The organism is Actinomadura sp. NPDC048394 (assembly GCF_040651755.1).
Classification (GTDB): domain Bacteria; phylum Actinomycetota; class Actinomycetes; order Streptosporangiales; family Streptosporangiaceae; genus Spirillospora; species Spirillospora montaniterrae.
Window position 1 is genome coordinate 113,873 of record NZ_JBEZJL010000003.1, and the last position, 25,402, is coordinate 139,274.

The following is a 25,402-nucleotide window of genomic DNA, read 5'->3' on the forward strand; positions in this document are numbered from 1 at the left end:
GTTCTCAGGAGCCGCGGACGCGGGTGAGGCGGATGCGGACCGGGACCGAGAACCTCTCCGCGAACGCCGCGGCGCTCCCGAACCGGGCGTCGATGGCCTCGCCGTACTTCTCCAGCCAGGCCAGGTTGCCGGTGACGGGCGGGCCGCCGTCGAGGATCTCGGCGGTGCCGGTGAGGACGACGATGTCGGTGCCGCCGCCGCTGTCGAGGTTCAGCGAGACCAGCGGCCGCCGCCGGATGTTCGCGAGGCGTCGCGCGCCCGCCTGGCTGTAGACCAGCACGCTGTCGGCGCCGTCCCACAGGAACCCGACCGGGTTCGGCTGCGGGGTGCCGTCGCGCCCGACGGTCGTCAGCCAGATCGTCGTCTCGCGGGTGAGCCGCCGGCGGACGCGCTCGCCGAAGGCGGTGGCCGGGTCAGGGATCACTTCGCTCGCCACGCCGGCCGATGCTACGCCCCGGCCGGGGCATGACGGTATCGGTGACGGGACGAGGCGATGAGTTTTGCGGGGGTGGCTGGTCTCTTCTGGGAGTCGTCGAGAGGAGAGTGTCATGAGCGGGGTCCGGGTACTGGTCGGGACGCGCAAGGGCGCGTTCGTGCTGACCGCGGACGGGAAGCGGGAGACGTGGGACGTCAGCGGGCCGCACTTCGGCGGGTGGGAGATGTACCACGTCGCCGGATCGCCCGCAGATCCGCAGCGGCTGTACGCGTCGCAGTCGACCGGCTGGTTCGGGCAGCTGATCCAGCGGTCGGACGACGGGGGCGCGACGTGGCGTCCGATGGGCAACGAGTTCCGGTACGAGGGGGAGCCCGGAACGCACCAGTGGTACGACGGGACGCCGCGTCCGTGGGAGTTCAACCGGGTGTGGCATCTGGAGCCGTCGCCGGTGGACCCGGACGTGGTGTACGCGGGCGTCGAGGACGCGGCGCTGTTCCGGACCGGTGACGGCGGGCGGACCTGGCAGGAGCTGCCGGGCCTGCGGGGCCACGGGTCGGGGCCGGACTGGCAGCCGGGCGCCGGCGGCATGTGCCTGCACACCGTGGTGCTCGATCCGGTGGACGCGGCGCGGATGTACGTGGCGATATCGGCGGCGGGCGTGTTCCGCACCGACGACGCCGGCAAGACGTGGCGGGCGGCGAACCGGGGGCTGCGGTCGGAAGGGATCCCCGACCCGGAGGCGGAGGTCGGGCACTGCGTGCACCGGATCGCGATGCATCCGTCGCGTCCGGAGGTCCTGTTCATGCAGAAGCACTGGGACGTCATGCGCAGCGACGACGCGGGGGAGACGTGGCGGGAGATCAGCGGCGACCTGCCGAGCGACTTCGGGTTCCCGATCGCGGTGCACGCCCACGAGCCGGACACCGTCTACGTCGTGCCGATCAAGAGCGACTCGGAGCACTACCCGCCGGAGGGGCGGCTGCGCGTCTACCGGAGCCGGGCCGGGGGGAACGAGTGGGAGCCGCTGACGGAGGGGCTGCCGCAGAGCCACTGCTACGTCAACGTGCTGCGGGACGCGATGGCGGTCGACTCGCTGGACCCGTGCGGGATCTACTTCGGGACGACCGGCGGGCAGGTGTACGGGTCCTCGGACGACGGGGACACCTGGACGCCGATCGTCCGCGACCTCCCGGCGGTGCTCTCGGTGGAAGTGCAGGCGCTGCCGTGATCCGTGTGGTGCTGCCCTCGCATCTGCGGGAGCTCGCCGGGGTGGACGGGGAGGTGGAGGTCGAGGGGGCGACCATCGCGACGGTGCTGGACGCGCTGGAGGCCCGGTTCCCGATGCTGCGGGGGACGATCCGCGATCGCGCGACGGGGCGGCGGCGGGCGTTCGTGCGCTTCTACGCGTGCGCGGAGGATCTGTCCCATGAGCCGGTGGACGCGCCGCTGCCGGGGCCCGTCGTCGCGGGCGCCGAGCCGTTCATGGTGGTGGGCGCCATGGCCGGCGGCTAGAGGGCGCGGCGGGTGGTCAGGGGCGCAGTCAGGGAGGGTGCGGCGCGCCGGTGCGTGGTTGCCGACCGTGGCTCCGGCACGCCGCTTCTACGACCAACTGTAGTACTACGGGATGTAGTACGGAAGCCCGTAGTACTACCCGCCGTGGTGACCTGGCCCTCCGTCGGATAATCTGGACGTCGTGAAGGGTCTTGGAGAGCTTGAACGCACGGTCATGGAGGTTCTGTGGGCGCGGGAGGACGCCGGCTCGGGCGCCGCCACCGCCCGCGACGTGAGCCGTGCGCTGGCCCATGACCGCGACCTCGCCCACACCACGGTGATGACCGTGCTGGACAGGCTCGCCAAGAAGGACTTCCTCGCCCGCGAGCGGGACGGCCGCGCGTGGCGGTACCGGCCGGTCGCGAGCCGGGAGAGCTACGTCACGGAGCTGATGCTGGGCGCCCTGAGCGAGACGGGCGACCGCGACGCCGCGCTGGCGCACTTCGTCCGGTCGGTCTCGAGCGACGAGGTCGACGTGATCCGCCAGGCCCTGGCCGGCCTCACGAAGGAACCACCGGCATGACCGGAACCGCCCTGCTCGCATTGATCTCCCTGGGGACCGTCGGCGGGGCGCACCTGCTGTCCCGGGCCAGGTGGACGTGGCGCACCCCGCGCCTCGGCATCGCCCTCTGGCAGTCGCTCGGCCTGTGCTGGGGCGTCGCCACGATCGGGGCGCTGCTCGGCGTCGCGCTCGCGCCGTACCGCAAGGGCGTGCTGGGCGGCGTCCCCGGCCTCTACGACGACCAGGCCGCCAGGCTCGACGCCGTGCACATGGCCGCGCTGCTGGCGGCCGTGAGCCTCGCCGCCGTGCTGCTGGTGATGCTGATGTACGCGGTGGTCCGCGTGGTCCGCGCCAGACACCGGCACCGAGTACTCCTCGCCCTCGTCTCCCGCCGCGATTCGGCCGTGCCCGGCACCCTGGTCCTCGACCATCCGGGCGCGGCCGCTTACTGTGTTCCGGGGGTCCGCTCGTCCAAGGTCGTGGTGAGCGCCGGGACCCTCGAGCTGCTGGACCGCGCCGAGCTGGCCGCGGTCCTCGCGCACGAGCGCGCGCACGCGCGCGAGCGCCACGACCTGGTGCTGCTGCCGTTCGCGTCGCTGCGCCAGGTGTTCCCGCAGTTCGGGCTGGTCGGACGGTGCCTGGACGCGGTGGAGCTGCTGATCGAGATGGCCGCGGACGACCGGGCCCGGTCGGGCCGGCCGCCGCGCGAGCTGGCGACGGCGCTGCTGCGGTTCGCCGCCGCCCGCCCGGCCGCCGCGCCGTCCGGGACGCTCGGCGTCGCGTCCGCCGACGACATCCCGGTGATGGCGCGGGTCAACCGGCTGCTGGAGCCGAAGCCGCTGTCGCGCCGGGCCCGTCTCGCCGCGACGGCGGCCGTGCCGCTGCTGGCCGGTCTCCCGCTGATCCTCATGGTGCTGCCCACCTGAGCCCACCCCTCGCCGACTGATCCGGATCAGTCGGCGAGGACGGTGCCGTAGAGCCGGTCGGCGCGCAGCCGGATCACGAGCCGCTCGTCCTTGACCATCTGCTCCAGGAAGGCCCGCTCGTCGGCGGGGTCGGGGAAGCCGGGCGTCATCGCGAGGAGCTCCAGCCCGGTGGCGTCGCCGGGCTCTTCGCTGATCGGGGACAGTTCCGCCGTCCCCTCGGCGACCACGAACGACAGGTGGTCCGGGGCGGCCGCGTGGAGCGCGGCCCGCGGGTCGTTCCGGATTTGCTTGACCTTCGCGCGCCCGGCCGTCGTCGAGATCCGGGCGATCCGTTCCGCCGCGTCCCAGCTGTAGACGACGGTGGACAGGTGCGGGTGGCCGCTCTTCTTCGTGGTGGCGAGGACGGCGAACTGCTGCTCGCCGAGGAGGCGGGCGAGGTCGTCCTCGCCGATGGGCTTGGGGCCGGGTCCCTGTCCGGGGCCGTACTCGGTCATGGCGATCTCCTTCAGGCGTTGGTGGGGACGGATTCGGCGGAGGCGGGGGCGGTGGCGTCCGCGGCGGCCTTCGGGCTGCGCAGGACGAGCACGCCGACCAGGAACGCGGCGACCAGCAGGCCCGCCGAGACGGTGAACGCCAGGTGGTAGCCGCCGGTCAGCGCGGCGGCCTCGGACCGGCCGTCCGCGCGCAGGTGCTCGGTGCGGGACGCGGCGAGCGTCGACAGCACCGCCACGCCGAGCGCCATCCCGATCTGCTGGACGGTGTTGAACAGCCCGGATACCAGGCCCGCGTCGTCGGGGCGGGCACCGGACATCCCGAGGCCGGTCAGCGCGGGCAGGACGAGCCCGCCGCCGGAGATCAGCACCATCACGGGCAGCAGGTCGGCGGCGTAGCCCGCGTCCTGCGGGATCCGGGTCAGCCATCCCATCGCGCCCATCAGCAGGACGAGCCCGGCGAGCAGCACGACGCGCTCGCCGAAGCGGCGGCTCAGCCGCGCCGAGACGAACAGCGAGATCGTGCCGATGGCGACGGCGGCGGGCAGCATCGCGAGGCCGGTCTCCAGCGCGTCGTAGCCGAGGACCTTCTGCATGTAGAGCGCGACGATGATCTGGAACGAGAACATCGCCGACAGCGCCAGCATCTGCGCGACGTAGGAGCCGGACGCGTTGCGGGAGCGCAGCAGGCGCAGCGGCATCAGCGGCGTGGCGGCCTTCGCCTGCCGGACGAAGAACCCCGCGAGCAGGGCCAGCGACACGGCGCCGAGGCCGAGCGTGCGGCCCGACAGCCAGCCGGCGTCCTCGGCCTTGACGACGGTGTAGATGCCGAGCATCAGCCCGGACGTGACGAGCAGCGCGCCTGCGACGTCGGCGCCGCCGTGCAGCCCACTGCCCGCGTCGCGGGGCAGGGCGACGGCCGCGAGCGCGATCGTGGCGAGCCCGATCGGCACGTTGATCAGGAAGATCCAGTGCCAGCTCAGCGCGTCGGTGAGCACGCCGCCGAGCACCTGGCCGATGGACGCGCCGGCGGCGCCGGTGAAGCTGAAGACGCCGATGGCCTTCGCACGCTCGCCGGGTTCGGTGAACAGCGTGACGAGGATGCCGAGGACGACGGCGGAGGCCATCGCGCTGCCGACGCCCTGCAGGAAGCGGGCGGCGATGAGCAGGCCCGGGGTGGTGGCGGCGCCGGCGAGCACGGACGCGCCGGTGAACACCGCGTTCCCGGCGAGGAACATCGTCTTGCGGCCGATCAGGTCGCCGAGCCGTCCGGCGAGGAGCAGCAGGCCGCCGAAGGCGATCAGGTAGGCGTTGACGGTCCAGCTCAACCCGGCGGCGGAGAAGCCGAGGTCGCGCTGGATGGACGGCATCGCGACGGTGACGATGCTGCCGTCCAGGATCGTCATCAGCGCGGCGGCGGACAGCACGCCGAGGGCGGTCCCGCGGGACCGTGCGGACAGGTTCATGGGGTCATCTCCCGTTCGAGGCGAACAGGAGAGACGTTAGCAGATAGTTTTGTTAGAGACGATCTATTGTCGACCTACTTGTTGCGCTCCCGCTTGCGCCGCACCGGCTGCGCCTGCTCCACGGGGGTGCTCAGATGCCCCTCGGCCAGCCGCCGCAGCGCCCGCACGAGCACGTCGCGCTCGCCGTCCGGCAGCGACCCGAGCGCCTCCGCGTGCACCCGGTCGACGATCTCCTGCCCCCGCCGGGCGGTCTCGGCGCCCTTCTCGCTGACGGCGATGATCCGCGCGCGCCGGTCCGCCGACGACGGGCGCCGCTCCGCGAGCCCCGCCTTCTCCAGCGCGTCCACCGTCACGACCATCGTCGTCTTGTCCATGTCGCCGATCTCGGCCAGCTGGATCTGCGTGCGCTCCTCCTCGAGGGCGTGCACCAGCACGCAGTGCATGCGCGGCGTCAGCCCGATCTCGCCGAGCGCCGCCGTCATCCGCGACTTCAGCACGTGCGAGGTGTGGTCGAGCAGGTAGGACAGGTCCGTCACGGTGTTGGCAGGGGCGAGCGCGGTCATGCCCCCAGCCTACCCAGGTGGTTCCGTTCCGGATTATCTACTGCCATCCGGAACCCGGATGGGATACCGTGAAGGCATGAAGCGCACCGCGTGCCTGTGCTGGCGGCCGTCCTAGGACGGCCGACACCCACGCACGCCTCGGGCCGTCCGCTGGACGGCCCGCTCTCTTCTCCGCACCCGGGTCCGTCCGGCGGGCCCCGGAACCAGGAGGAGAGCCCCATGCAGACCACCGAGAACCCGCAGCCCGCCGAGACCGCGCAGCCCGCCGAGACCGCGCAGGCCGCTGAGACCCCGCAGGCCACCGGGACTGCGCCGGTCGGCGAGACCGCGCAGGGCGCCGACCCCTACCGCGACCTCGAAGCGCGCGTCGCCGCCGACCCCGGCGCGTTCCGGATCCTCACCGGCGACCGGCCGACCGGCGCGCTGCACCTGGGCCACTACTTCGGCACCCTCGCCAACCGCGTCCGGCTCCAGCGCGCCGGCGTCGACCTGTTCGTGCTGGTCGCCGACTACCAGGTGCTCACCGACCGGGACGTCGCCGACCGGCTCGGCGAGCACGTCGAGGGCCTCGTCGCCGACTACCTCGCCGCGGGCATCGACCCGTCCACCGCGACGATCTTCCGGCACAGCGCCGTGCCCGCGCTGAACCAGCTGATGCTGCCGTTCCTGTCCCTGGTCACGGTCGGCGAGCTGAGCCGCAACCCCACCGTGAAGGACGAGATCGCCGCGTCCAAGCAGGCCTCGGTCAGCGGGCTGATGTTCACCTACCCAGTCCACCAGGCCGCCGACATCCTGTTCTGCAAGTCCAACCTCGTCCCCGTGGGCGCCGACCAGCTCCCGCACCTGGAGGTCACCCGGACGATCGCGCGCCGCTTCAACGACCGGTACGCCCCCGTCTTCCCGGTCCCGGACGCGCTGCTGTCCGCCGCGCCGACCCTGCTCGGCACCGACGGCCGCAAGATGAGCAAGAGCCGCGGCAACGCGATCGCGCTGTCCGCGACCCCCGACGAGACGGCCCGGCTGATCAAGCGGGCCGTCACCGACGCCGACCGGCACATCGAGTACGCGCCCGACACCCGTCCCGAGGTGTCCAACCTGGTGCTGCTCGCCGCGCTCTGCCAGGGCCGCGACCCGCGCGAGGTCGCCGCGGAGATCGGCGACGGCGGCGGCGCCGCGCTCAAGCGGACGGTGACGGAGTCGGTCAACGAGTTCCTGCGCCCGATCCGCGCCCGCCGCGCCGAGATCATGGCCGACCGCGGCCACCTGCGCCGCGTCCTCGCCGAAGGCAACGAGCGCGCCGCCGCGATCGCCGACCGGACCCTCGACGAGGTTCGCGAAGCGATGTCCATGACCACCTGAGGGCGCGCGCTCCCCGCGGGTTCAGCCCGGACCGGCGGCCTCGCGCGGCCCGATGCCTTCGAGGACGGCGGCGACCAGGTCGTCCACCGAGGAGCGGGGGGACGGCTCGGCGATGCCCCGGCCCTGGAACAGCGCCGACAGCACCGGCTCGTGGCAGGCGCCGACGATCATGGAGGTGGCGGCGTCGACGGGGGCGCCGGCGGCGATGCGGCCGAGGTCGCGTTCGGCCTCCAGGTAGCCGCGCAGGCGGTGCCGCCAGTCACGGTCGGGGTCGCTCAGCCCGGCGAACCGGGCGAGCACCTCCGGGGTCGCGATCAGGCCGGTCAGCGCGGGGACCAGCCGGCCGTGCAGGGCCAGCCCGTGGGCGACGTACGCGCGCAGGTTGCCCTCGACCGTGCCGGTGCCGGGCGCGGGCAGGGGATCGAGGCCGCTCTCGATCGCCGTGGCGCGGGCGCGCAGGGCGAGGGCGATCAGCTCCTCCTTGTCGGCGAAATGGTTGTAGAGCACGCCGCCCGCGACGCCCGCCTCCTGCGCGATGGCCCGGACGGTCAGCCCCGCCGTCCCGCGCTCGGCGATCATGCGCTCGGCGGTCGCGATCAGGTGCTCGCGCAGGGTCCGGTCGCCGCCGCGCAGCGCGGCCGCCTTTCGAGGTGACATCACCCCGCATCGTATAGATCCGGCCGCCGGGGTCCACGGCACCGCTCAGCGGCGGGCACGCACGAGCCAGGCGGTGCCGCGCAGCCGGACGGCGCCGTCGCGCTCGAACGGGCGCATCGCGTCGGTGATCGCGGCGCGGAGTCCGGGGCCGTCGCCGAGGTTGTGGCGGACGGGGCCCCAGCCGGCGAGGAACTCCGCGGCGTCGGCGGCGTCGCGTCCCCAGACCTGCTCGGCGTGCACGGTGCGGCAGGCGACGTCGCGGAACCCGGCGGCGCCGAGGATCTCGCGGACGCGGTCCGGGTCGGACATCGACAGCGGCCCGCCGTGCCCGGTGACGGTCTCGGCCTGTGGCGCGATCGCGGCGAACACGGTGCCGAGGTCGGTCCCGGCCGGAGACGACATGGCGAGGAAGGCGAGGCGTCCGCCGTCGCGCAGCGCGCGCCGGACGTTGCCGAACGCGGCGACCGGGTCGGCGAAGAACATGATCCCGAACCGGCTGACCGCGGCGTCGAACGCGGCGTCCGGGAACGGGTGGACCTGCGCGTCGCCCTGCTCGAACCCGGCGTTCGGGACGCCCTCCCGATCGGTGAGCGCGCGGGCGCGGGCGAGCATCGGCGCGGACAGGTCGACGCCGAGCGCCCGGCCGAGCGGGGCCCGCCGCGCGGCGAGCCGGGTGACGTAGCCGTTGCCGCAGCCGAGGTCGAGGACGTGGTCGCGGGGACCGATCGCGGCGGTCTCCAGCAGCGCGGCGTCGAAGCCGTTGTTGACGGCGTCGTACCGGTCGTGGTGGTCGGCCCAGTGCTCGCCCTCGTAGCCGTTCCATGCCTCGGCCTGGGCGGTGTTGACGACGTCCATCGGAGCCTCCTCGTTGTGAACGCATGTTCATGAACGTACGTTCATAATGAGGGCGTGCTTCGCCGCAGGTCAAGGCCGGATGCGTTTGCTCAGCTCAGCGCGGTGACGAACGCGGCGGTCGCGGGGTCGGTGGCGCGGGAATGCAGCAGCTCCGTCCGGTGGACGACCCGGGGCGCGCGCACGGGCACCTCCGCGAGCCCTTCACCGCGTACCAGCCCCGCCGGAAGGACGGCCAGGCCATGGCCTGCGGCGATGAGCGCGAGGAGGAGCTGCACGTCGCCGCCCTCGCAGGTCAGGGACGGGGCGAACCCGTCGCGCGAGCCGGTGGCCTGGCGGAGCGCGGGGAGCGGGACGGCGACGTCCGGGACGTCCAGCCAGAGCGCGTCGACCAGGTCGTTCAGGTCCGCGCCCGGACGCGCCGCCAGCGGATGCGCGGACGGCAGGACGAGCGCGAGCGGCCGCTCCGCAACGGCGACGGCCGCCAGCGGGACGGTGTCGGCCAGCCGGAGCGGGTCGTTGGGCGCGGCGATCCCGTCGACCAGCCCGATGTCGAGGTCGCCCGCCGCGACCGCCACGTCGATCTCGGCGCGGCCCATCACCCGCACCGCGGCCTCGACGCGAGGGTGAGCGGCGCGCGCGCGAGCGAGGGGCTCCGCGATGTAGGCGGAGGCCAGCGGCGACGCGCCGACACGCAGCCGGGCCCGCGCCGTCCCGGACATCCGGACGATCTCGGAGCGCGCCGCCTGGAGCCGCAGCAGGATCGGGCCGGCGTGCTCCAGCAGCCGCGCGCCGGCCTCGGTGGTGCCGACCGGCCGCCGGTGCAGCAGCGCGACCTTGAGGTCGCTCTCCAGCGACGCGATCTGCTGCGACACGGCGGCCTGCGTGTAGCCGAGCTCGGCCGCGGCGGCGGAGAACGAGCCCGTCCGCACGACGGTGACGAACGTCCGGAGCAGGTGCGGGTCCACGAGATAAGTGTCGCTTATGTTCGCATCGGAAATCATCGTTGGCGCTTAAGCGGGGGACGGGGTCAGGATCGGGGCATGACCTTCACAGCGCGCATCGCCCTGGTCGGGGACCGGTCCCCGAACGTTCGGTCGCACGTCCGGATCCCGCGCCTGCTGGACGCGGTCCGGGAGCGCGACGGCCTCCTCGCGGAGGCGTACTGGATCCCGACCGACGAGGTCGGCGCCGGCCTCGACGGCTTCGACGGCGTCTGGCTGCTGCCGGGCAGCCCGTACCGCAGCGAGGCGGGCGTCCTCACCGCGATCCGGTCGGCGCGGGAGGGCCGGATCCCGGTGCTCGGGACGTGCGGCGGCTTCCAGCACATGATCCTGGAGTACGCGCGGAACGTCTGCGGGATCGCCCGCGCCAAGCACGCGGAGAACGAGGACGCCGGCGACGACGCGGTGATCACGCCGCTGGCCTGCTCGCTCGCGGGGCACGAGGGCGAGGTGAACGTGGCGCCCGGCTCGTCCGCCGAGCGGATCATGGGGACGTCGCGCAGCATCGAGCGCTTCAACTGCACGTTCGGTCCGAACCCCGAGTACGTCGGGACGCTGGAGGCGAACGGGCTGCGCTTCACCGGCCACGACGACGAGGGCCAGGTGCGGATCGCCGAGCTGCCCGGGCACCCGTTCTACTTCGCGACGCTGTTCCAGCCGGAGCTGGCGGGGGACGGGAGCCGCCCGCATCCGGTGGTCGCCGCGTTCGTCGCCGCCGCATGCGCCGCGGTCGGCGAGCGGGCCGCCGGCCGGGCCTGACGCGGGCCCGGCCGGGCGGGGCGGGCTCGCGTCAGACCCGCTTGTCGAGGAGCGGCTCCCGCACCGGAGCGGCGGGGGCCGCCGGGGCCGGGGCAGGGCGCAGGAACAGCACGGCGAGCACGACGGTCGCGACCGTCAGGCCGAAGTCGGCCCAGATCGCGGTCTCGGCGGCGGACGCGAACGCTGCCCGGCCGGGGTGCGCGCCGAGCGCGGCGAAGAAGATCGCGCCGAGCACCGCGACGCCGGTCGCGCCGGAGAACTGCTGGGTGGTGCTCAGCACCCCGGACGCGGCGCCCGCCTGCGCGGGCCGGATCCCGGACATCACCGCGCCGATCACCGACGGCAGCGTCAGCCCGCCGCCGAGGCCGAGCAGCCCGAGCGGCGCGAGCAGCCACGGGGCGGTGACGTCGCCGCCGAGGACGTGCAGCTCGACGGCGAACGCCAGCACGCCGAGCGCGCTGACGACCGTCCCGCACACGAGCACCTTCGGCCCGAACCGGGCGACGAGCGGGCGGCCGAACAGCGACGCGACCATGGTCAGCACCGCCATCGGCCCGAACTCCAGGCCCGCTTCGAGCGGCGTCAGGTGCAGGCCGCCCTGCAGCAGCATCGTCAGCACGACGTTCATGCTGCCGAACGAGGCGAGGAACGCGACGTTCAGCGCCAGCCCGAGGTCGAACGAGCGGGCGCGGAACAGCGCGAGGTCGAGCAGCGGCTCGCCGCCGGTCCGGGCGAGCCGCCGCTCCCACCCCAGCGTCGCGGCGAGGACGGGGACGGACGCGGCGAGCGAGATCCACGTCCACGCGGGCCAGCCCTGCTCGCGGCCCATGGCGAGCGGGACGAGCGCGAGCGCGAGGGCGGCGGAGATCCCGACCGCGCCGGCCGGGTCGAGGCGGGGCCGCCGGTCCGACCGGGTCCCGGGCAGCGACCGGGCGGCGAGCGCGAGCGCGGCGGCGCCGACCGGCACGTTCACCAGGAAGATCGTCCGCCAGCCGAGGCCGAACAGGTCCGCCTGGAGGAGCAGGCCGCCGCCGATCTGCCCGGCGACGCCCCCGCCGCCGAGGACGACGCCGTACCAGGCCATCGCGCGCGGCCGGTCCGCCGCCGGGAGCGCGGCGGTGATCAGCGCGAGGACCTGCGGGACCATCGCCGCGCCGGTCAGGCCTTGGAGCAGCCGCGCCGCGACGAGCTGGACGGGCGACTGCGCGAGCCCGCACAGCAGCGACGCTGCGGTGAAGGCGGCCATGCCGAGGAGGAACAGCCGCTTGTGGCCGAACAGGTCGCCGAGGCGCCCGCCGGTCACCATGCCGCTGGCGTAGGTGAAGGCGTAGCCGGCGATGACGAGTTCGAGGGCGACCGGCCCGGCGTGCAGGTCGCGCTGGAGTGACGGCGTCGCGACGTTCACGACCATGTAGTCGAACGACACCATGAACGTCGCCGAGAGGATGACCGGCAGGATCAGCCGGCTGTGCTTTTCGGATGCCATGACCTCTACGGTCGTGACGCGCGGCCCGTGCCACATTGGGAGGAATACGTAGTCCGTCGGGCCGGGTTCTTCAGATTCCCGGACCGGGTGCTCAGGAGGTGCGGTGGCGTCCGTTCTCGTCGCCCGTACGGCCGAACTGGTCGCGCTCGCGGACGCCTACGCGCGCGCGTGCGAGGCCGGGCCGGTGACCGTGCTGGTCGGCGGCGAGGCGGGCATCGGCAAGAGCCGGCTGGTCGCGGAGTTCGCGGCCCGGCTGCCGTCCCGGACGCGGGTGGTGCGCGGCGACTGCCTGGAGGCCGGCGGCGGGTTCGCCTACGCGCCGTTCATCGCCGCGATGCGCGGGCTCGTCCGCGACCTCGGCGCCGAGCGCGCCGCCGGACTGCTGCCGGGCGGCGGGCGGCTCGGGCTGGCGCACTGGCTGCCGGTCCTGGGCGTCGCGCCGGACGAGCCGGACCCGGTGTACGGGCGGGCGCGGCTGTTCGAGGACGTCCTGACGCTGGTCGAGGGCGCGGCGCGGGAACGTCCGCTCGCCGTCGTCCTGGAGGACCTGCACTGGGCGGACCCGTCGAGCCGCGAGTTGCTGGCGTTCCTCGTCCACAACCTGTCCGGGCCGGGGGTGCTGCTGGTCGGCACGTACCGGTCCACGGACCTGGACGAGCGGCATCCGCTGCGTCCGGTGCTGGCCGGGCTGGCGCGGTCGCCGCGCGTCCGCCTGCTCGAACCCGCGCCGCTGACCTGCGACGAGGTGGGCGGGCTGGTCGCCGCCCGGCTCGGCTACCTGCCGGAGCGCGGCGTCGTCGAGGAGATCGCGCGGCGCAGCGAGGGCAACCCGCTGTTCGTGGAGGCGCTGGCGGACGCGGGCGCGCAGGGCGGGACGCCGCGCCGGCTGCGGGACCTGCTGCTCGCCGGGTTCCGTGTGCTGCCGGACGGGTCTCGTAGCGTGCTGCACGCCGCGTCGGTGGCGTCGGCATGGGGCGGTGGCCTCGCGCATCGGTTCCTGGCGTCCGTGACGGGCCTGGACGATCTGGCCCTAGAGGACGCGATACGCCCTGCGGTAGATCGCGGTCTCCTCTTGGCGGATGGCGACGGATACACGTTCCGGCATGCGCTCCTACGTCAGGCCGTGTACGAGGACGTGCTGCCGAGCGCGCGCGCCCGTCTGCACAAGCGGGCCGGTGCGGCCCTGCAAGCCGACCCTGACCTCGTCCCGGACGGGCGCGCCGCAGCGGAAGAGGCCGCGCACTGGTGCGCGGCAGGCGAGAAGGACCAGGCGTTCGACGCGCTGTGGCGTGCCGCCGCCTCCGCGCGCGCCGTCCACGCCCACCCCGAGCAGTTGCGGATCCTCGAACGCGTGCTCCGGCAGTGGGACGGCATCACCGAGCCCGAACGCGTCCTCGGCGCCGACCGGATCGACGTCCTGCACCGCGCGGCGGAGGCGTGCCTGTCGGCGGGCGAGGCGGCGCGGGGCGTCGACCTGGCCTCGGAGGCGCTCGCCGCGCTCGACCGGGAGCGCGATCCGCGGCGTGCCGCGCTGCTCCTCGAACTGCGCAGCATGCTCCGCCATCGGCTCGGCGACCCGGCGCTCGACGACCTGCGCGCGGCCGTGGCGCTGCTGCCGGACGGGGCGTCGGCGGCGGTCCGGGGACGTCCGCTGTCGACGCTGGCCAACCGGCTGTTCCTGATGTCGAGCCCGGACGAGTCGCGGGCGCTGGCGGCCGAGGCGCTCGCCGCCGGGCGCGAGTCCGGGGACGCGCGGGTGCGGGCGTGGGCGCTGCTGACGCTCGGCTCGCTCGACGGCGCCGCCGGGGACCTCGACGCCGGGCTGGCCCGGATCGCGGAGGCCGCGGAGATCGCCCGGGCCGCCGGGGAGTCGGCGGTCCCGCTGGTCATCGCGGCAATGGCGGAGGCGGACGCGCTGCACGGCATGGGCCTGGACGAGCGGGCCGCGGAGGTCGTCGCGAGCGGGATGGAGACCGCGCGCCGCGCCGGCCTGGACCGGGACCAGGGCGCGGGCCTCGCCGCGAAGGGCGCCGAGCCGCTGTGGGAGCTGGGCCGCTGGGACGAGGCGGCCGCCCTGCTGCGGGGCGTCCTCGCGCTCGACCCGCCGCCGCTGTTCCGTGCGCTCGCCCAGGTCAACCTGGGGTTCCTCCTGCTCGCGCAGGGCGATGCCGCGGCGGCCGGGGAGGCGGCGGACGCCGCGTACGCGGTCATGGGGGACCGCTACTGGGGGAAGGCGTTCCGGCTCCCGCTGCACGACCTGCGCTGCCGGGTCGCGATGGCCCGCGACGACCTCACCGCCGCCGACGGGATCCTCGCCCGCGCCCTCGACGGCCCCGGCCTGCCCGAGACGTCCCGTTTCGTGTGGCCGCTGCTGCTGACCGGCGCCCGGCTGTGCGGGGAGCGGCTCGCCCGGTCGGCCGCCGACCCCGGCGCGGCGCGCGGCGCCCGAGAACGGCTGGCCGAGCTGCGCGACCTGGCCGGACGGCTGCCGGTCATCGGTCCCGTCCAGCACGCGTACCGGGCGTCGTTCCGCGCCGAGGCCGGCGACCAGGGGTGGGACGAGGCCGTGCGAGCGTGGCGCGACCTCGGTCGTCCCTACCGGCTGGCCTGGGCGCTGTTCCGCGCGGCTGAGGAGCCCGGCGTCCCGTCCGTGGAGGCGGCCGGGCGGTGCCGGGAGGCCGCGTCGATCGCCGCGCGGCTCGGCGCGAAGCCGCTGCTCAGGGACATCGAGTTGCTCGCCGCGCGCGCCCGCCTTTCCCTGGACGAGCCGGTCCCGGAGCCTGGTCCTGAGCCGGCGGCACCGGATCCGGCGCGGCGGCTCGGCCTGACGCGCCGCGAGACCGAGGTGCTCCGGCTGGTCGCCGACGGCCGCAGCAACCGGCAGATCGCGGAGGCGCTGTTCATCTCCGCCCGGACGGCGGGCGTCCACGTGTCCAACATCCTGGCGAAGCTTCAGGTCGCGTCGCGGACGGAGGCGGCGGCGCTGGCGCACCGGCTGCGCCTGTTCGAGCCGCCCGCCGGCTGATCCGGCCCTCGCTCACATTCCAGTATTGACATGTCATGAGCGGAGGTTCTAGTTTTGACATGTCGCTACAGGAACGAAGGAGCCCCGATGATGTACCTGCTGCTCGCCGCGCTCGTCGCCTGGTCGATCCAGCGCCAGATGACCGTCCAGGCCGTCGGCCGCCTCGCGGACGACCTGCGCAAGCCGCTGATCTTCGCCGCCATCGGGATCGCCACCTTCGCCGACTGGCGGCCCGCCGACACCGCGCACTGGGAACTGCTCGCCGGGTCGCTCGCGCTCAGCGCCGCCATGGGCCTGGCGCGCGGCGCGCTCATGCCGATGTGGCGGGAGGCCGACGGCGGCGTCCGGCGCAAGGGCAACGCGGTCACGCTCGGCCTGTGGGGCGCCATGATCGCCGGCAAGATCGCCCTCGGCGTCCTCGTCGCGCAGCAGCCGCCGCACGTCGGCGAGGTGCTCTGCTTCCTCGGCGTCTCGATCGCCGTCCAGCTCGCCGTCATCGCCGTCCGGGCCGGCGCGCTCCGCGCCCCGCGCCCGGTCGCCGCCTAGTACTCCTTGAGGGCGATGGCGGTGGCGGCGGCGTGGATCGGGGCGATGACCTTGGCCATGATCCGCTCCCGGCCCGGCATCCGGCCCATCAGCCCGAGCATCGCCATCGACGTGCGGACCGCGCCCGCGGTCCGCATCACCATGCGCTTGAGGTTCGCCGGCCCGAGCTTCTGGTTCCGCTCGGCGAACGGCCGCATCTCCCGCTCGTACGCGGCGAACCCGGCCTCGTGGTCGCCGCCCGCGGCGGCCAGCTCCCCGGCCAGCACGTACGCGCCGACCAGCGCCAGGCTCGTGCCCTGGCCCGACGCCGGCGACGCGCAGTACGCGGCGTCGCCGAGCAGCGCGACCCGCCCGCTCGACCACCGGTCCATGTGGACCTGCGCGACCGCGTCGAAGTAGAAGTCCGGCGCCTCTGCCATCCCGTCCAGCAGCCGCGGGACCTCCCATCCCTCGCCCGCGTACGCGGCGGCCAGCGCCTCCTGCTGCGCGGCCCGCCCGCGCGGGACGTCCGCGTCGTCCGACCGGAACAGGAACATCGCCTTGGCGTCGGCGTCGCCGTCGACGCTGTAGGCGAGGGTCGTCCGGCCGGGGCCGATGTAGGTGACCTCCTCGCGGTCCAGGCCGAGGTGGTTCGGCACGCCGAAGATCGCGATGCGGTGGCCGAGGTCGCGGACGAACCGCTCCTCGGGCCCGAAGGCCAGCGCCCGGGTGGCCGAGTGCAGCCCGTCGGCGCCGATCACCAGGTCGAACGTCCGGACGAGGCCGCTCTCGAAGGCGACCTCGACGCCGCCGGCGGTCTGCGTGAGCCCGGCGATCGCGTCGCCGAACAGGTACTCGGCGTCGGTGCGCTCGAAGAGCAGCCGGTGCAGGTCGCCGCGCAGGACCTCCGCGTCGCCGTGGACCCGGCCGCCGAACGTGTCGCCGTCCATGCTCGCGACCCGCTTGCCCGCCGCGTTCACGACCGTCCCGCTCCGGACGCCGGTGCGCCGTTCGCGGAGCTCGTCCAGCAGGCCCATGCGCTCGGCGACGGTCAGCGCCGCGCCCCGGACGTCGACCTTGTAGCCGCCCGCGCGGATGGCCGGCGCCCGCTCCACGACGGTCGGGGCGAAGCCGTGGCGGCGCAGCCAGAAGGCGAGGGTGAGGCCCGCGATGCCGGCGCCGGAGATCAGGACGTTCGTGTTCGTGTTCGTCATGCCCTGGACGGTACATCCGTGTAAGACAATTGTGCAAGACGTTCGTGTAAGACACTTGTGCGAGACATCGGCTAGGGTCGTCCCATGGGCAACCGCGAGGACCTTCTGGACGGCGCGAGGCGCTGCCTGCTGAGCAAGGGCTACACGCGCACGACGGCGCGCGACATCGCCACCGAGTCGGGCGTCAGCCTGGCCGCCATCGGCTACCACTTCGGCTCGAAGGACGAGCTGCTGCGGGCGGCGCTGCGCCAGGCGATCGAGGAGTGGGGCGGGGAGATCGCCGCGATCCTGGCCGCCGAGACCGACCCCGGCCTGACCGGCGCGGAGCGGTTCGAGGCGACCTGGGAGCGGATCCTCGCCTCGTTCGCGCGGACGCGCCCGCTGTGGGCTATCCAGTTCGAGGTGATCGCGCAGATCGAGCGGACGCCGGAGCTACGCGCCGCGTTCCCCGACGCGAACCGGGAGGCGCGGCTCGGGCTGGCCGAGCTGTTCGGGACGGGTCCGGCGGTCCTCGGGGAGCGGCGCGCCGAGCTGGCCGGCGCCTGCTACCAGGCCCTGCTGGCGGGCCTCGCGGCGCAGGCGCTCGTCGACCCGGACGGCGTGCCGGCCGCGTCCGAGCTGGTGGACGCGGTGCGCGCGGTCGCGGCGCCGCTTCAGTAGAACGGAATCATTCGTTCCCCTAGTATGGACGGCATGGAGACCACCACGCCGGCGCCCATGAGCGGCCGCAAGGCCCAGGCGGCGCGCAACGACGAACTGATCCGGGAGGCGGCCCGGGCGGTGTTCACCGCGGACCCGGGCGCCCCCATCGCCGCCGTCGCCGAGCACGCGGGAGTGGGCATCAGCGCCCTCTACCGGCGCTACAAGAGCAAGGAGGACCTGCTCCAGAAGCTCGCCGACGACGGCATGGACCGCTACCTCGCCGAGGTCGAGGCGGCGCTCGCCGACGACGGCGACCCGTGGGAGGCCTTCGCCGCGTTCATGCGCCGCTGCCTGGACATCGGCGCCGGCTCCCTGACGATGCGGCTCGCGGGCAGCTTCCCCGTCACCGACGCGATGAGCGCCAAGGGCCGCGAGATCCACCTCGCCACCACGCGGCTGCTGGAGCGGGTGAAGGAGGCCGGCGCGCTCCGCCGCGACATCGAGGTCGGCGACGTCTCGGTGATGCTGGAGTACCTGCACGGCATCCGGATCGGCGACGACGAGCGGATGAACCGGCTCCAGCACCGCTACCTGGCGCTCATGCTCGACTCGCTGCACCTCGCGGACGCCGCCGACCTGCCCGGCCCGCCCCCCGCCTGGCAGGAGCTGCGTGGCCGGTATGACGACTAGCGTGGACCGGCGGGCCCTCAACCGGGCGCTGCTGGCACGGCAGATGCTGCTGCGGCGGCACGCCATGACCGCCGTCGAGGCGATCGAGCACCTCGTCGGGATGCAGTCGCAGGCGCCCAACCCGCCGCACATCGGGCTCTGGAGCAGGCTCGACGGGTTCGGCTTCGACGACCTCACCGCACCCATGACCGACCGCCGCGTCCTGCGGATCGTGCTGATGCGCGGCACGCTGCACCTGGTCAGCGCGCGCGACGCGCTGATGCTGCGGCCCCTGACGCAGCCGATCCTCGACAACCACCTCAGGAGCCCGCGCGGCGCGGGCCTCACCGGCGTCCCCGGCGCCGCCGCCCACGCGAGGAAGATCCTGGAGGACGCGCCGCGCTCCGACAAGGAGCTGCGCGCGCTCCTCGCCGAGCACCGGCCGGACGCGGACGCCACCGACCTCGTCTGGGCCGTCCGCCTCTCGCTGCCGCTGGTGCAGGTCCCGCCGCGCGGGATCTGGGGCGCGTCCGGCGTCGCCAAGCACACGACCCTGGAGGCCTGGTTGGACGGCCACCCCGTCCCGGAGCCGTCCGTCGACGAGATGGTGCTGCGCTACCTCGGCGCGTTCGGGCCGGCGACCGTCCAGGACGTCCAGCAGTGGTCGGGCCTGACGCGGCTGGGCGAGGTCGTCGAACGGCACCGGTCCGGCCTGCGGGCGTTCCGGGACGAGGAGGGCCGCACGCTCTACGACCTGCCGGACGCGCCGCGCCCCGACCCGGACACGCCGGCGCCCGTCCGGTTCGTCCCGGACTTCGACAACCTGCTGCTCTCGCACGCCGACCGGGCGCGGATCATCAGCGAGGAGCACCGCCGGCGGGTCTTCACCGTCAACGGCATCATCCGGGCGACGTACCTGGTGGACGGGTTCGTCCACGGCATGTGGAAGATCGGGAAGGTGCGCGGCGGCGTGGAGTTGCGGATCTTCCCGTTCGCGCCGGTCCCGGCGCGCGAGCGGGAGGCGCTCGCCGAGGAGGGCGCGCGCCTGCTGGCCGCCGCCCACCCGGCCGCGAAGACCCGGACCGTCGAGTTCGAGCCGCCCGACCCCGGTTGAGCGGCGGCGCCGTCAGGGGCGCCTGCTCGCGCAGGGCGCCTCGCCGTGCGGGTCCAGCGAGGTCAGCAGGGTGTGCAGGGTCTTGCGGAACTCCAGCATCTGCTCGCGGGTCAGCGGGTCGAACAGGGTCCGGCGGACCTCGGCGACGTGGCCGGGGGCGGCCTTCTCCAGCGCCGCGAACCCCTCGTCGGTCAGCTCGGCGATGGTCGTCCGGCGGTCCTCGGCGTCCTTGGACCGGCGCACCCAGCCGGCCGCCTCCAGCCGGTTGACCGCGTGCGACAGCCGGCTCGGCGACGAGTGGACGATCGCGGCGAGCTCGGTCATGGTCAGCGCGCGGCCGGGCGACTCCGACAGCATCGCCAGGATCATGTAGTAGGCGTGCGGCATCCCGGAGTCGCGCTGGAGCTGGCGGTCGAGGGCCTCGGTCAGCAGCCGGGAGGTCCACAGGAACGCGCGCCAGGTCTCCTGCTCGTCGGCGTCGAGCCACCGGGTGTCGGTCATGTCCGTATTTTACGCAAGTATTTGAACCCTCAAGACTTGAACGTTCAACCAACTCGGAGATATGGTTCAGATCTGAACTTTTTTCTCATGGGGGACGTCATGAACCGGATGCCGGTGCTCTAGCTCAGCCACGGCGCGCCGCCGCTGGCCGACGACGCCGTCTGGACCGCCGAGCTCGCCCGCTGGTCGGCCGGGCTGCCGAAGCCGGAGGCGATCCTGATGGTGTCCGCGCACTGGGAGGAGGCGCCGCTGTCGATCGGCGCGACCCGCCCCGTGCCGCTCGTGTACGACTTCTGGGGCTTCCCGGAGCACTACTACACCGTCCGCTATGACGCGCCCGGCGCCCCGGAACTGGCCGGCGACGTGCGCAAACTCGTCCCCGGCGTGCACCAGGACGAGGAACGCGGCCTCGACCACGGCGCCTACGTCCCGCTCGTGGAGATGTACCCGGACGCGGACGTCCCGGTGCTCCAGATGTCCATGCCGACCCTCGACCCGGCGCGGCTCTTCGAGGTCGGCCGGACCCTCGCGCCGCTCCGCGACCAGGGCGTCCTGATCGTCGGCAGCGGGTTCACCACCCACAACCTGCGCGCCATGAGCCCCGTCCCGGACGCCCCGCCGCCCGCCTGGTCCGCCGAGTTCGACGAGTGGACGGACCGCGCCGTCGAGGGCGGCGACGTCGACGCGCTCCTCGACTTCCGCGCCAAGGCGCCCGCCGCGCGCATCGCCCACCCGCGCACCGAGCACTTCGCGCCGCTGTTCGTCGCGCTCGGCGCCGACGCCGACGCGCCGTCCGGGCGGCGGTCCGTCATCGACGGCTACTGGTTCGGGATGGCGAAGCGCTCGTTCCAGTTCGGCTGAGCGAAGGCCTGGTAGAAGGCACGGCGACGGCCCGGCGGCGTTCACGCTCCGCCGGGGCCGTCGCCGTCAGGTCACTTCATGTCGGCGAAACCGGTGCGCCACGACGGCGTCTGCGGCTTCCAGCCCAGGCCGAGCGCCTTGGCGTTCGACACCGGACGGCCCGTCGTGGCCGCGTGCTTGCCGGCGCTGCCCGGCGTCGGCGCGCCGAGCGCCGCGCTGTACACCGGCAGCCACTCCGCCGTCGTCGCCGGCTCGTCGTCGACGATGTTGACCGGACCGGCCGGCCAGTCCAGCGCCGCCAGCGCGGCCGCGGCCGCGTCGTCGGCGTGCACGAACGACGTCCACGCCGGCGCCAGCCGCAGGCTGCCCGCCTTCACCCGCTGCGCGATCGCGCCGTCAGGCGCGTACCAGGTGCCGGGCCCGTACAGCGCCCCGTACCGCAGCACGACGCCGCGCTCCAGCTCGGCGACCGCGTTCTCCAGCGCCGCGATGCCCGCGTAGGGCGGCAGCGAGGCGTCCAGCGCGTCGGTCTCGGTCGCGGGTGTCTCGCCCGGCACGTACAGCCAGGCGATGCTCTGCGCGATCATCGTCTCGACGCCCGCCGCCTTCGCCGCGTCGACCAGGTTGCGGGTGCCCTGGATGCGCAGCTGCGAGTTCGCCTCGAAGTCCTCACCGCTGAGATCGGTGAGCTGGTGCACGATCGCGTCCGGCCGCGCGTCCGCGACGGCCGCGCGGATCGCGGCGGCGTCCAGGACGTCCACGACGACCGGCGTGGCGCCGAGCTCGGTGACGGAGCCGGTGCGCTCCTCGCGGCGTGTCGTCCCTGCGACCTCGTGGCCCGCCTGGACGAGCAGCGGGATCAGCCGGCGGCCGATGACTCCGGTCGCTCCGGCGAGGAAGATCTTCAAGGGGGTAACCTCCACGACTGTCACGCCTTTGTGGTCGTCTGACGGCAGGATAGGCAGAGTCCTGATCCAGGTCACGCGCGGCCCCGGCGCGGGCCGCCCCCCGTGGCCGCCGGACGACGGGCGGACGAGCCGCACCGCCCCGTGGAAGCTCGTCCGACATGAGGGTACCGCCGGAGACCGTCCGTGTGCGTTTCGTGCCCGCCGCGGGGGACAATTCTGTGCATGAACATCACTCTCGTCCGCGGTGACATCACCGAACAGGACGTCGACGCCGTGGTGAACGCGGCGAACTCGTCCCTGCTCGGCGGCGGCGGGGTCGACGGGGCGATCCACCGCAAGGGCGGCCCGGAGATCCTGGACGAGTGCCGCAAGCTGCGCGCCGCGCAGTACGGCGGCGGACTGCCGACCGGGCAGGCGGTCGCGACGACGGCGGGGCGCCTGCCCGCCCGCTGGGTGATCCACACCGTGGGGCCGGTCTACGCGAAGTCCGAGGACCGCTCCGGCCTGCTGGCCTCCTGCTACCGCGAGTCCCTGCGGGTCGCCGACGAGCTGGGCGTCGCGTCGATCGCGTTCCCGGCCGTGTCGGCGGGCATCTACGGCTGGCCGATGGACGACGCCGCCCGGATCGCGGTCGGTACGGTGCGGGCGGCGCAGACCAAGGTGTCGGACGTGCGGTTCGTGCTGTTCACCGAGGACGCGTACGCGGCGTTCGAGCGCGCCGTCGGCGAACCCTAGCCCGGCGCGTCCCGGCCGCGGTCAGTCGTCCTTCTTCGGCGGCGGCACGACCAGGACGGGGCGCCCCGCGTGGTGCAGGACGCGCGTCGACACGCTGCCGAGGATCATCGACCGGGCGCCCGCGAGGCCCCGCGAACCCGTCACGACCAGCGAGGCGTCCAGTTCCTCCGCCACGTCGACGATCGCGGCCCACACCGGCCCGCCGCCGCGCTCGGCGCGCGGCGTCACCTGGGTCGCGCCGGCGGCCTCGGCCAGCTCGGCGCCCTTGCGGGCGAGCGCCTCGGCCTGCTTCTCCTCCTCGAACTTGCCGTCGTCGCCCTGCTCGGCGGCGAGCGGGACGCCGGCGGCGAGCGGCGCCCAGGTGATCTGGGTCAGCAGCGGTTCCCAGACGCTGAGGATCACGATCGGTTCCGGCTGGAGGTGCTGCGCGGCGTATTCGATCGCGGTCTTCGAGTCATCAGAACCGTCGAAGGCAATGAGTACCGTCATACCGGAGATATCTCCAGATCAGCCTGCGGAATTCCCTCCGGGACCGCTCGTGATCAAGCTCTCACCTGGTCGCGGGCGCCCGCCCGGGGCCGGGCGGCCCGGCGAACGCCTGCGCCACGTCCAGCCACCGGCCGGCGTCCGCGCCCGTCGCGACGACGGCGAGATCGGCCCGGTTGCGCCGCTGCGTGACCAGGTGGCAGAAGTCGAGCGCGGGCCCGGTGACCGACTGCGCCGCGCCGTCCGGGCCCCACGTCCACTTCTCGCCGCCCGGGCCGGTCAGTTCGACGCGGAACTCCTCCGCGGGCGGCTCCAGGCCGCGGTTCCGGAACGCGAAGTCGCGGGTCCGGACGCCGATGTGCGCCACGTGCCGCAGCCGGGCCGACGGCTCGCGCCGGACGCCGAGCGCGTCCGCGACGTCCTCGCCGTGCGCCCACGTCTCCATCAGCCGCGCCGTCGCCATCGACGCCACGCTCATCGGCGGCCCGAACCAGGGCAGCCGCGTGCCCGGCGGGACCTCGGCGAGCGCCTCGACCATGCCGCGCCGCGCGTCCCGCCAGCGGGCCAGCAGGCGGGCGGGCTCCTCGGCCGCGCCCTCGCGCGCGCCCCGCTCGACATAGCCGGCGGGGTCCGCGACGGCCTGTTCGAGGTGGTGGGCGAACGCGTCGGCGTCGGTGGCCGCGTCGACCGCCTGGCCGTCCGTCCAGGCCAGGTGGGCGATCTGGTGCGCGATCGTCCAGCCCTCGGCGGGCGTCGGGTCCGCCCAGCGGGCGGCGGGCAGCGGCGCCACCAGGGCATCGAGGGAGTCGCCTTCGGCGGCGAGGTCGGCGAGCAGGCTGTGCAGGTCCGGCATCCGCCCAGGATTCCGTGCCGGGCACCGTCCCGTACAGCCCCCGGCGGCCCCGAACCGAACCCGATTCAGTCCAACAGGAGCGCGCGGGCCGCGGCGTAGTCGGCCTTGCCGTTCGGCAGCCGCAGCGGCGCGTCCGTCCGCACGAACGCCTTCGGGATCTTGTAGCGGGCCAGGTGGGCGGCGCAGCCGGCGCGCAGCGCGCCGTCCTCCGGAGCCGCCGCCGGACGCAGCACCGCGACGATCTCGGTGCCCCAGCGCTCGCTCGGCCGGCCCACGACCAGCGCGTCCTCGACACCGGGCAGCCCGCGCAGCACGCCCTCGACCTCCTCCGCGAACACCTTCTCGCCGCCGGTGTTGATCGTCGTCGCGTCGCGCCCGTGCACCTCGACGGTGCCGTCGGCGAGGTGGCGGGCCCGGTCGCCGGGCACGACGAGGCGGTCGTCGCCGATCGTCAGGAACGTCGCGGCGGTCTTGTCCGGGTCGCCGAGGTAGCCGAGCGGGACCGCGTCGCCGCCCTTCGCCAGCCAGCCCAGCTCGTCCTCGCCCGGCTCCAGCTTGCGGGTCCGGTCGGCGCTCAGCACCGCGCCGCCCGGCGCCATCGCGAACGTGCGGGCGTCCGCGCCGGCGCGCGTCACCGAGAACCCGCTCTCCGACGAGCCGAGCACGTCGACGATCCGCGCGCCCGGGATCAGCTCCAGCAGCCGCCGCTTCACCTCCGGGCTGATCGCCGCCGCCGAGTTCACCAGCGAGCGGAGCGACCCGAGGTCGTGCGGGCGGCGCTCCAGCGCGTCCGCGACCGGCCGCGCGAACGCGTCGCCGACCAGCGGCATCCGGGTCGCCCGCTCCCGCTCGGCGGTCGCCGCCAGGTCCTCGGCGTCCAGGCCGTCCACCCGGTCCGGGAAGATCACGCAGCCGCCGGCGCACCACGCGCCGAGCGCCGACCAGGTGCCGGCGCCGTGCATCAGCGGCGGGCCGACGACCACCCGCTGCCCGGCGCGCAGCGCCCGCGCGACCGCCTCGTCCAGGTCGTCGAGCGGGGAGCCGTCGCGGCGGCGCAGGCCGAGCGGGCCGATCATCAGGTCGCCGATCCGCCACAGCACGCCCTTGGGCAGCCCGGTCGTCCCGCCGGTGTAGAGGATGTGCAGGTCGCCGGCCTCGGGCCGGACCCCGGGAAGGGGGTCGGCGGACGCCGCCGCGAGCGCCGCCTCGTAGTCGAGGGCGCCGGGCAGGAGGCCGCCGCCGGACTCGTCGGCCACCTGGAGGAGCAGCGGCGGGACGTCGAGGCGCTTGACGACCCGCTCGATCGCCTCGGCGAACCGCGCGTGGAACATGATCGCGGCCGGCCGCGCGTCGGCGAACAGCTGCGCCAGCTCGTCGTCCACGTACCGGTAGTTGACGTTGAACGGGGCAACGCGGGCCTTGTGCGCGCCGACCAGGCCCTCGACGTACTCGGGGCCGTTGTGCAGGTAGAGCGCGAGGTGGTCGTGCGGCGAGTCCCACGGCCCGGCCGGCCGCCGGTCGCGCACGCCGAGCCCGTGCTCGTGCAGGACGTGCGCGAGCCGGCGGGTCCGCTCGGCGGCCTCGGTCCAGCTCAGCCGCCGGTCGCGCCAGACCATCGCCTCGCGGTCGGGAACGGCGGCGGCGACGGCCTCGTGCAGGGTCGCCAGGTCGAGCTGGGGCATGCGGCTCTCCTCCGGGTGACGGGTGACGGGTGACGGGTGCGGGTCGGGGGCTCGGGGACGCGCGTCGGACGCCAGCGTAAACGACTACTTACCGTCGTGACCGAATCGGGTTCGATTACCGGCATGTCCCGTCAA

27 protein-coding genes are annotated in these 25,402 nt (G+C 74.4%); 13 read left to right on the forward strand and 14 right to left on the reverse strand.

The genetic code is table 11. From position 1 onward, the window contains the following. Positions 1 to 4 precede the first annotated feature (4 nt). Positions 5 to 436, reverse strand: a complete 432-nt coding sequence (locus AB0C78_RS02765; RefSeq protein WP_360740925.1) for a TIGR03667 family PPOX class F420-dependent oxidoreductase — start codon at positions 434 to 436, stop codon at positions 5 to 7. A 112-nt stretch (positions 437 to 548) separates the two neighbouring features. Between AB0C78_RS02765 and AB0C78_RS02770 the strand changes: the two genes are divergently transcribed. The 4 genes from AB0C78_RS02770 to AB0C78_RS02785 all read left to right on the forward strand — a co-directional run bounded on the left by AB0C78_RS02770 (position 549) and on the right by AB0C78_RS02785 (position 3,415). Next, positions 549 to 1,664, forward strand: coding sequence for a sialidase family protein (locus AB0C78_RS02770; protein WP_360740927.1), 1,116 nt, complete (start codon positions 549 to 551; stop codon positions 1,662 to 1,664). Then, complete coding sequence (locus tag AB0C78_RS02775; RefSeq protein ID WP_360740929.1) at positions 1,661 to 1,948, forward strand: hypothetical protein; 288 nt, start codon at positions 1,661 to 1,663, stop codon at positions 1,946 to 1,948. Before AB0C78_RS02770 ends, AB0C78_RS02775 begins: the two co-directional genes overlap by 4 nt. Before the next feature lie 181 nt (positions 1,949 to 2,129). Further along, positions 2,130 to 2,510 carry a BlaI/MecI/CopY family transcriptional regulator gene (locus AB0C78_RS02780; protein WP_151538991.1) on the forward strand — a complete coding sequence of 127 codons (381 nt, stop codon included), beginning with the start codon at positions 2,130 to 2,132 and terminating at the stop codon, positions 2,508 to 2,510. After that, positions 2,507 to 3,415, forward strand: coding sequence for a M56 family metallopeptidase (locus AB0C78_RS02785; RefSeq protein ID WP_360740931.1), 909 nt, complete (start codon positions 2,507 to 2,509; stop codon positions 3,413 to 3,415). Before AB0C78_RS02780 ends, AB0C78_RS02785 begins: the two co-directional genes overlap by 4 nt. A gap of 26 nt (positions 3,416 to 3,441) precedes the next feature. Here the strand turns inward: AB0C78_RS02785 and AB0C78_RS02790 are convergent, their stop codons facing one another. The 3 genes from AB0C78_RS02790 to AB0C78_RS02800 all read right to left on the reverse strand — a co-directional run bounded on the left by AB0C78_RS02790 (position 3,442) and on the right by AB0C78_RS02800 (position 5,935). Further along, positions 3,442 to 3,909 carry a TIGR03618 family F420-dependent PPOX class oxidoreductase gene (locus tag AB0C78_RS02790; RefSeq protein WP_360740933.1) on the reverse strand — a complete coding sequence of 156 codons (468 nt, stop codon included), beginning with the start codon at positions 3,907 to 3,909 and terminating at the stop codon, positions 3,442 to 3,444. Positions 3,910 to 3,920: 11 nt separating this feature from the next. Further along, entirely contained in the window at positions 3,921 to 5,372 is a 1,452-nt protein-coding gene (locus tag AB0C78_RS02795) for an MFS transporter (RefSeq protein ID WP_360740935.1), read from the reverse strand. Positions 5,373 to 5,446: 74 nt separating this feature from the next. Beyond that, the gene (locus AB0C78_RS02800; RefSeq protein ID WP_151538996.1) at positions 5,447 to 5,935 is read right to left on the reverse strand and encodes a MarR family winged helix-turn-helix transcriptional regulator; all 489 of its coding nucleotides are present in this window, start codon (positions 5,933 to 5,935) and stop codon (positions 5,447 to 5,449) included. A 219-nt stretch (positions 5,936 to 6,154) separates the two neighbouring features. Between AB0C78_RS02800 and trpS the strand changes: the two genes are divergently transcribed. After that, the gene (gene trpS / locus AB0C78_RS02805; protein WP_360740938.1) at positions 6,155 to 7,294 is read left to right on the forward strand and encodes a tryptophan--tRNA ligase; all 1,140 of its coding nucleotides are present in this window, start codon (positions 6,155 to 6,157) and stop codon (positions 7,292 to 7,294) included. Positions 7,295 to 7,315: 21 nt separating this feature from the next. Here the strand turns inward: trpS and AB0C78_RS02810 are convergent, their stop codons facing one another. From AB0C78_RS02810 to AB0C78_RS02820, 3 genes are all read right to left on the reverse strand, one after another. Continuing rightward, a complete protein-coding gene (locus AB0C78_RS02810; protein ID WP_360740940.1) occupies positions 7,316 to 7,951 on the reverse strand; it encodes a helix-turn-helix domain-containing protein in 636 nt (211 codons plus the stop codon). A gap of 45 nt (positions 7,952 to 7,996) precedes the next feature. After that, positions 7,997 to 8,806, reverse strand: coding sequence for a methyltransferase domain-containing protein (locus AB0C78_RS02815; RefSeq protein WP_360740942.1), 810 nt, complete (start codon positions 8,804 to 8,806; stop codon positions 7,997 to 7,999). 89 nt (positions 8,807 to 8,895) lie between these two features. Beyond that, positions 8,896 to 9,771, reverse strand: a complete 876-nt coding sequence (locus tag AB0C78_RS02820; RefSeq protein ID WP_360740944.1) for a LysR family transcriptional regulator — start codon at positions 9,769 to 9,771, stop codon at positions 8,896 to 8,898. Between the two features lie 75 nt (positions 9,772 to 9,846). Here AB0C78_RS02820 and AB0C78_RS02825 point away from each other — a divergent pair, with 75 nt between their 5' ends. Then, positions 9,847 to 10,566, forward strand: coding sequence for a hypothetical protein (locus AB0C78_RS02825; RefSeq protein WP_360740946.1), 720 nt, complete (start codon positions 9,847 to 9,849; stop codon positions 10,564 to 10,566). A 31-nt stretch (positions 10,567 to 10,597) separates the two neighbouring features. On the opposite strand, the gene AB0C78_RS02830 is transcribed toward AB0C78_RS02825, so the two are convergent. Continuing rightward, entirely contained in the window at positions 10,598 to 12,052 is a 1,455-nt protein-coding gene (locus AB0C78_RS02830; RefSeq protein ID WP_360740948.1) for an MFS transporter, read from the reverse strand. Between the two features lie 103 nt (positions 12,053 to 12,155). Here AB0C78_RS02830 and AB0C78_RS02835 point away from each other — a divergent pair, with 103 nt between their 5' ends. Continuing rightward, a complete protein-coding gene (locus AB0C78_RS02835) occupies positions 12,156 to 15,077 on the forward strand; it encodes an AAA family ATPase (protein ID WP_360740950.1) in 2,922 nt (973 codons plus the stop codon). Positions 15,078 to 15,164: 87 nt separating this feature from the next. Next, positions 15,165 to 15,623 (forward strand): hypothetical protein, encoded by a 459-nt coding sequence (locus tag AB0C78_RS02840; RefSeq protein ID WP_360740952.1) that lies wholly within the window; start codon positions 15,165 to 15,167, stop codon positions 15,621 to 15,623. On the opposite strand, the gene AB0C78_RS02845 is transcribed toward AB0C78_RS02840, so the two are convergent. Continuing rightward, on the reverse strand, positions 15,620 to 16,816 hold the full coding sequence (locus AB0C78_RS02845) for an FAD-dependent monooxygenase (RefSeq protein ID WP_360740954.1): 1,197 nt from the start codon (positions 16,814 to 16,816) through the stop codon (positions 15,620 to 15,622). The two genes, AB0C78_RS02840 and AB0C78_RS02845, sit on opposite strands and share 4 nt — an antisense overlap. An 84-nt stretch (positions 16,817 to 16,900) precedes the next feature. On the opposite strand from AB0C78_RS02845, the gene AB0C78_RS02850 reads away from it, so the two are divergent. Genes AB0C78_RS02850 through AB0C78_RS02860 form a run of 3 tightly spaced genes read left to right on the forward strand, consistent with a single transcriptional unit; the run spans position 16,901 to position 19,241 of the window. Then, complete coding sequence (locus AB0C78_RS02850; RefSeq protein WP_360740956.1) at positions 16,901 to 17,476, forward strand: helix-turn-helix domain-containing protein; 576 nt, start codon at positions 16,901 to 16,903, stop codon at positions 17,474 to 17,476. 33 nt (positions 17,477 to 17,509) lie between these two features. Beyond that, positions 17,510 to 18,148 (forward strand): TetR/AcrR family transcriptional regulator, encoded by a 639-nt coding sequence (locus AB0C78_RS02855; RefSeq protein WP_360740958.1) that lies wholly within the window; start codon positions 17,510 to 17,512, stop codon positions 18,146 to 18,148. Beyond that, positions 18,138 to 19,241, forward strand: coding sequence for a winged helix DNA-binding domain-containing protein (locus AB0C78_RS02860; protein ID WP_360740960.1), 1,104 nt, complete (start codon positions 18,138 to 18,140; stop codon positions 19,239 to 19,241). The genes AB0C78_RS02855 and AB0C78_RS02860 overlap by 11 nt, the downstream gene beginning before the upstream one ends. A 12-nt stretch (positions 19,242 to 19,253) precedes the next feature. Here AB0C78_RS02860 and AB0C78_RS02865 read toward each other — a convergent pair whose 3' ends face one another. Then, positions 19,254 to 19,742: a MarR family transcriptional regulator gene (locus AB0C78_RS02865; RefSeq protein ID WP_360740962.1), complete on the reverse strand. Its 489-nt coding sequence runs from the start codon at positions 19,740 to 19,742 to the stop codon at positions 19,254 to 19,256. 144 nt (positions 19,743 to 19,886) lie between these two features. On the opposite strand from AB0C78_RS02865, the gene AB0C78_RS02870 reads away from it, so the two are divergent. Next, entirely contained in the window at positions 19,887 to 20,603 is a 717-nt protein-coding gene (locus AB0C78_RS02870; protein WP_360741103.1) for a class III extradiol ring-cleavage dioxygenase, read from the forward strand. Between the two features lie 71 nt (positions 20,604 to 20,674). Here AB0C78_RS02870 and AB0C78_RS02875 read toward each other — a convergent pair whose 3' ends face one another. Further along, positions 20,675 to 21,511 (reverse strand): NAD(P)-dependent oxidoreductase, encoded by an 837-nt coding sequence (locus AB0C78_RS02875; RefSeq protein WP_360740964.1) that lies wholly within the window; start codon positions 21,509 to 21,511, stop codon positions 20,675 to 20,677. A gap of 222 nt (positions 21,512 to 21,733) precedes the next feature. Between AB0C78_RS02875 and AB0C78_RS02880 the strand changes: the two genes are divergently transcribed. After that, positions 21,734 to 22,246 (forward strand): O-acetyl-ADP-ribose deacetylase, encoded by a 513-nt coding sequence (locus tag AB0C78_RS02880; RefSeq protein WP_360740966.1) that lies wholly within the window; start codon positions 21,734 to 21,736, stop codon positions 22,244 to 22,246. Positions 22,247 to 22,267: 21 nt separating this feature from the next. Here the strand turns inward: AB0C78_RS02880 and AB0C78_RS02885 are convergent, their stop codons facing one another. The 3 genes from AB0C78_RS02885 to AB0C78_RS02895 all read right to left on the reverse strand — a co-directional run bounded on the left by AB0C78_RS02885 (position 22,268) and on the right by AB0C78_RS02895 (position 25,267). Next, positions 22,268 to 22,735, reverse strand: a complete 468-nt coding sequence (locus AB0C78_RS02885; protein ID WP_360740968.1) for a universal stress protein — start codon at positions 22,733 to 22,735, stop codon at positions 22,268 to 22,270. A gap of 61 nt (positions 22,736 to 22,796) precedes the next feature. Then, positions 22,797 to 23,585 carry a TIGR03084 family metal-binding protein gene (locus AB0C78_RS02890; protein ID WP_360740970.1) on the reverse strand — a complete coding sequence of 263 codons (789 nt, stop codon included), beginning with the start codon at positions 23,583 to 23,585 and terminating at the stop codon, positions 22,797 to 22,799. Between the two features lie 65 nt (positions 23,586 to 23,650). Beyond that, entirely contained in the window at positions 23,651 to 25,267 is a 1,617-nt protein-coding gene (locus AB0C78_RS02895; protein WP_360740972.1) for an AMP-binding protein, read from the reverse strand. Positions 25,268 to 25,402 lie beyond the last annotated feature (135 nt).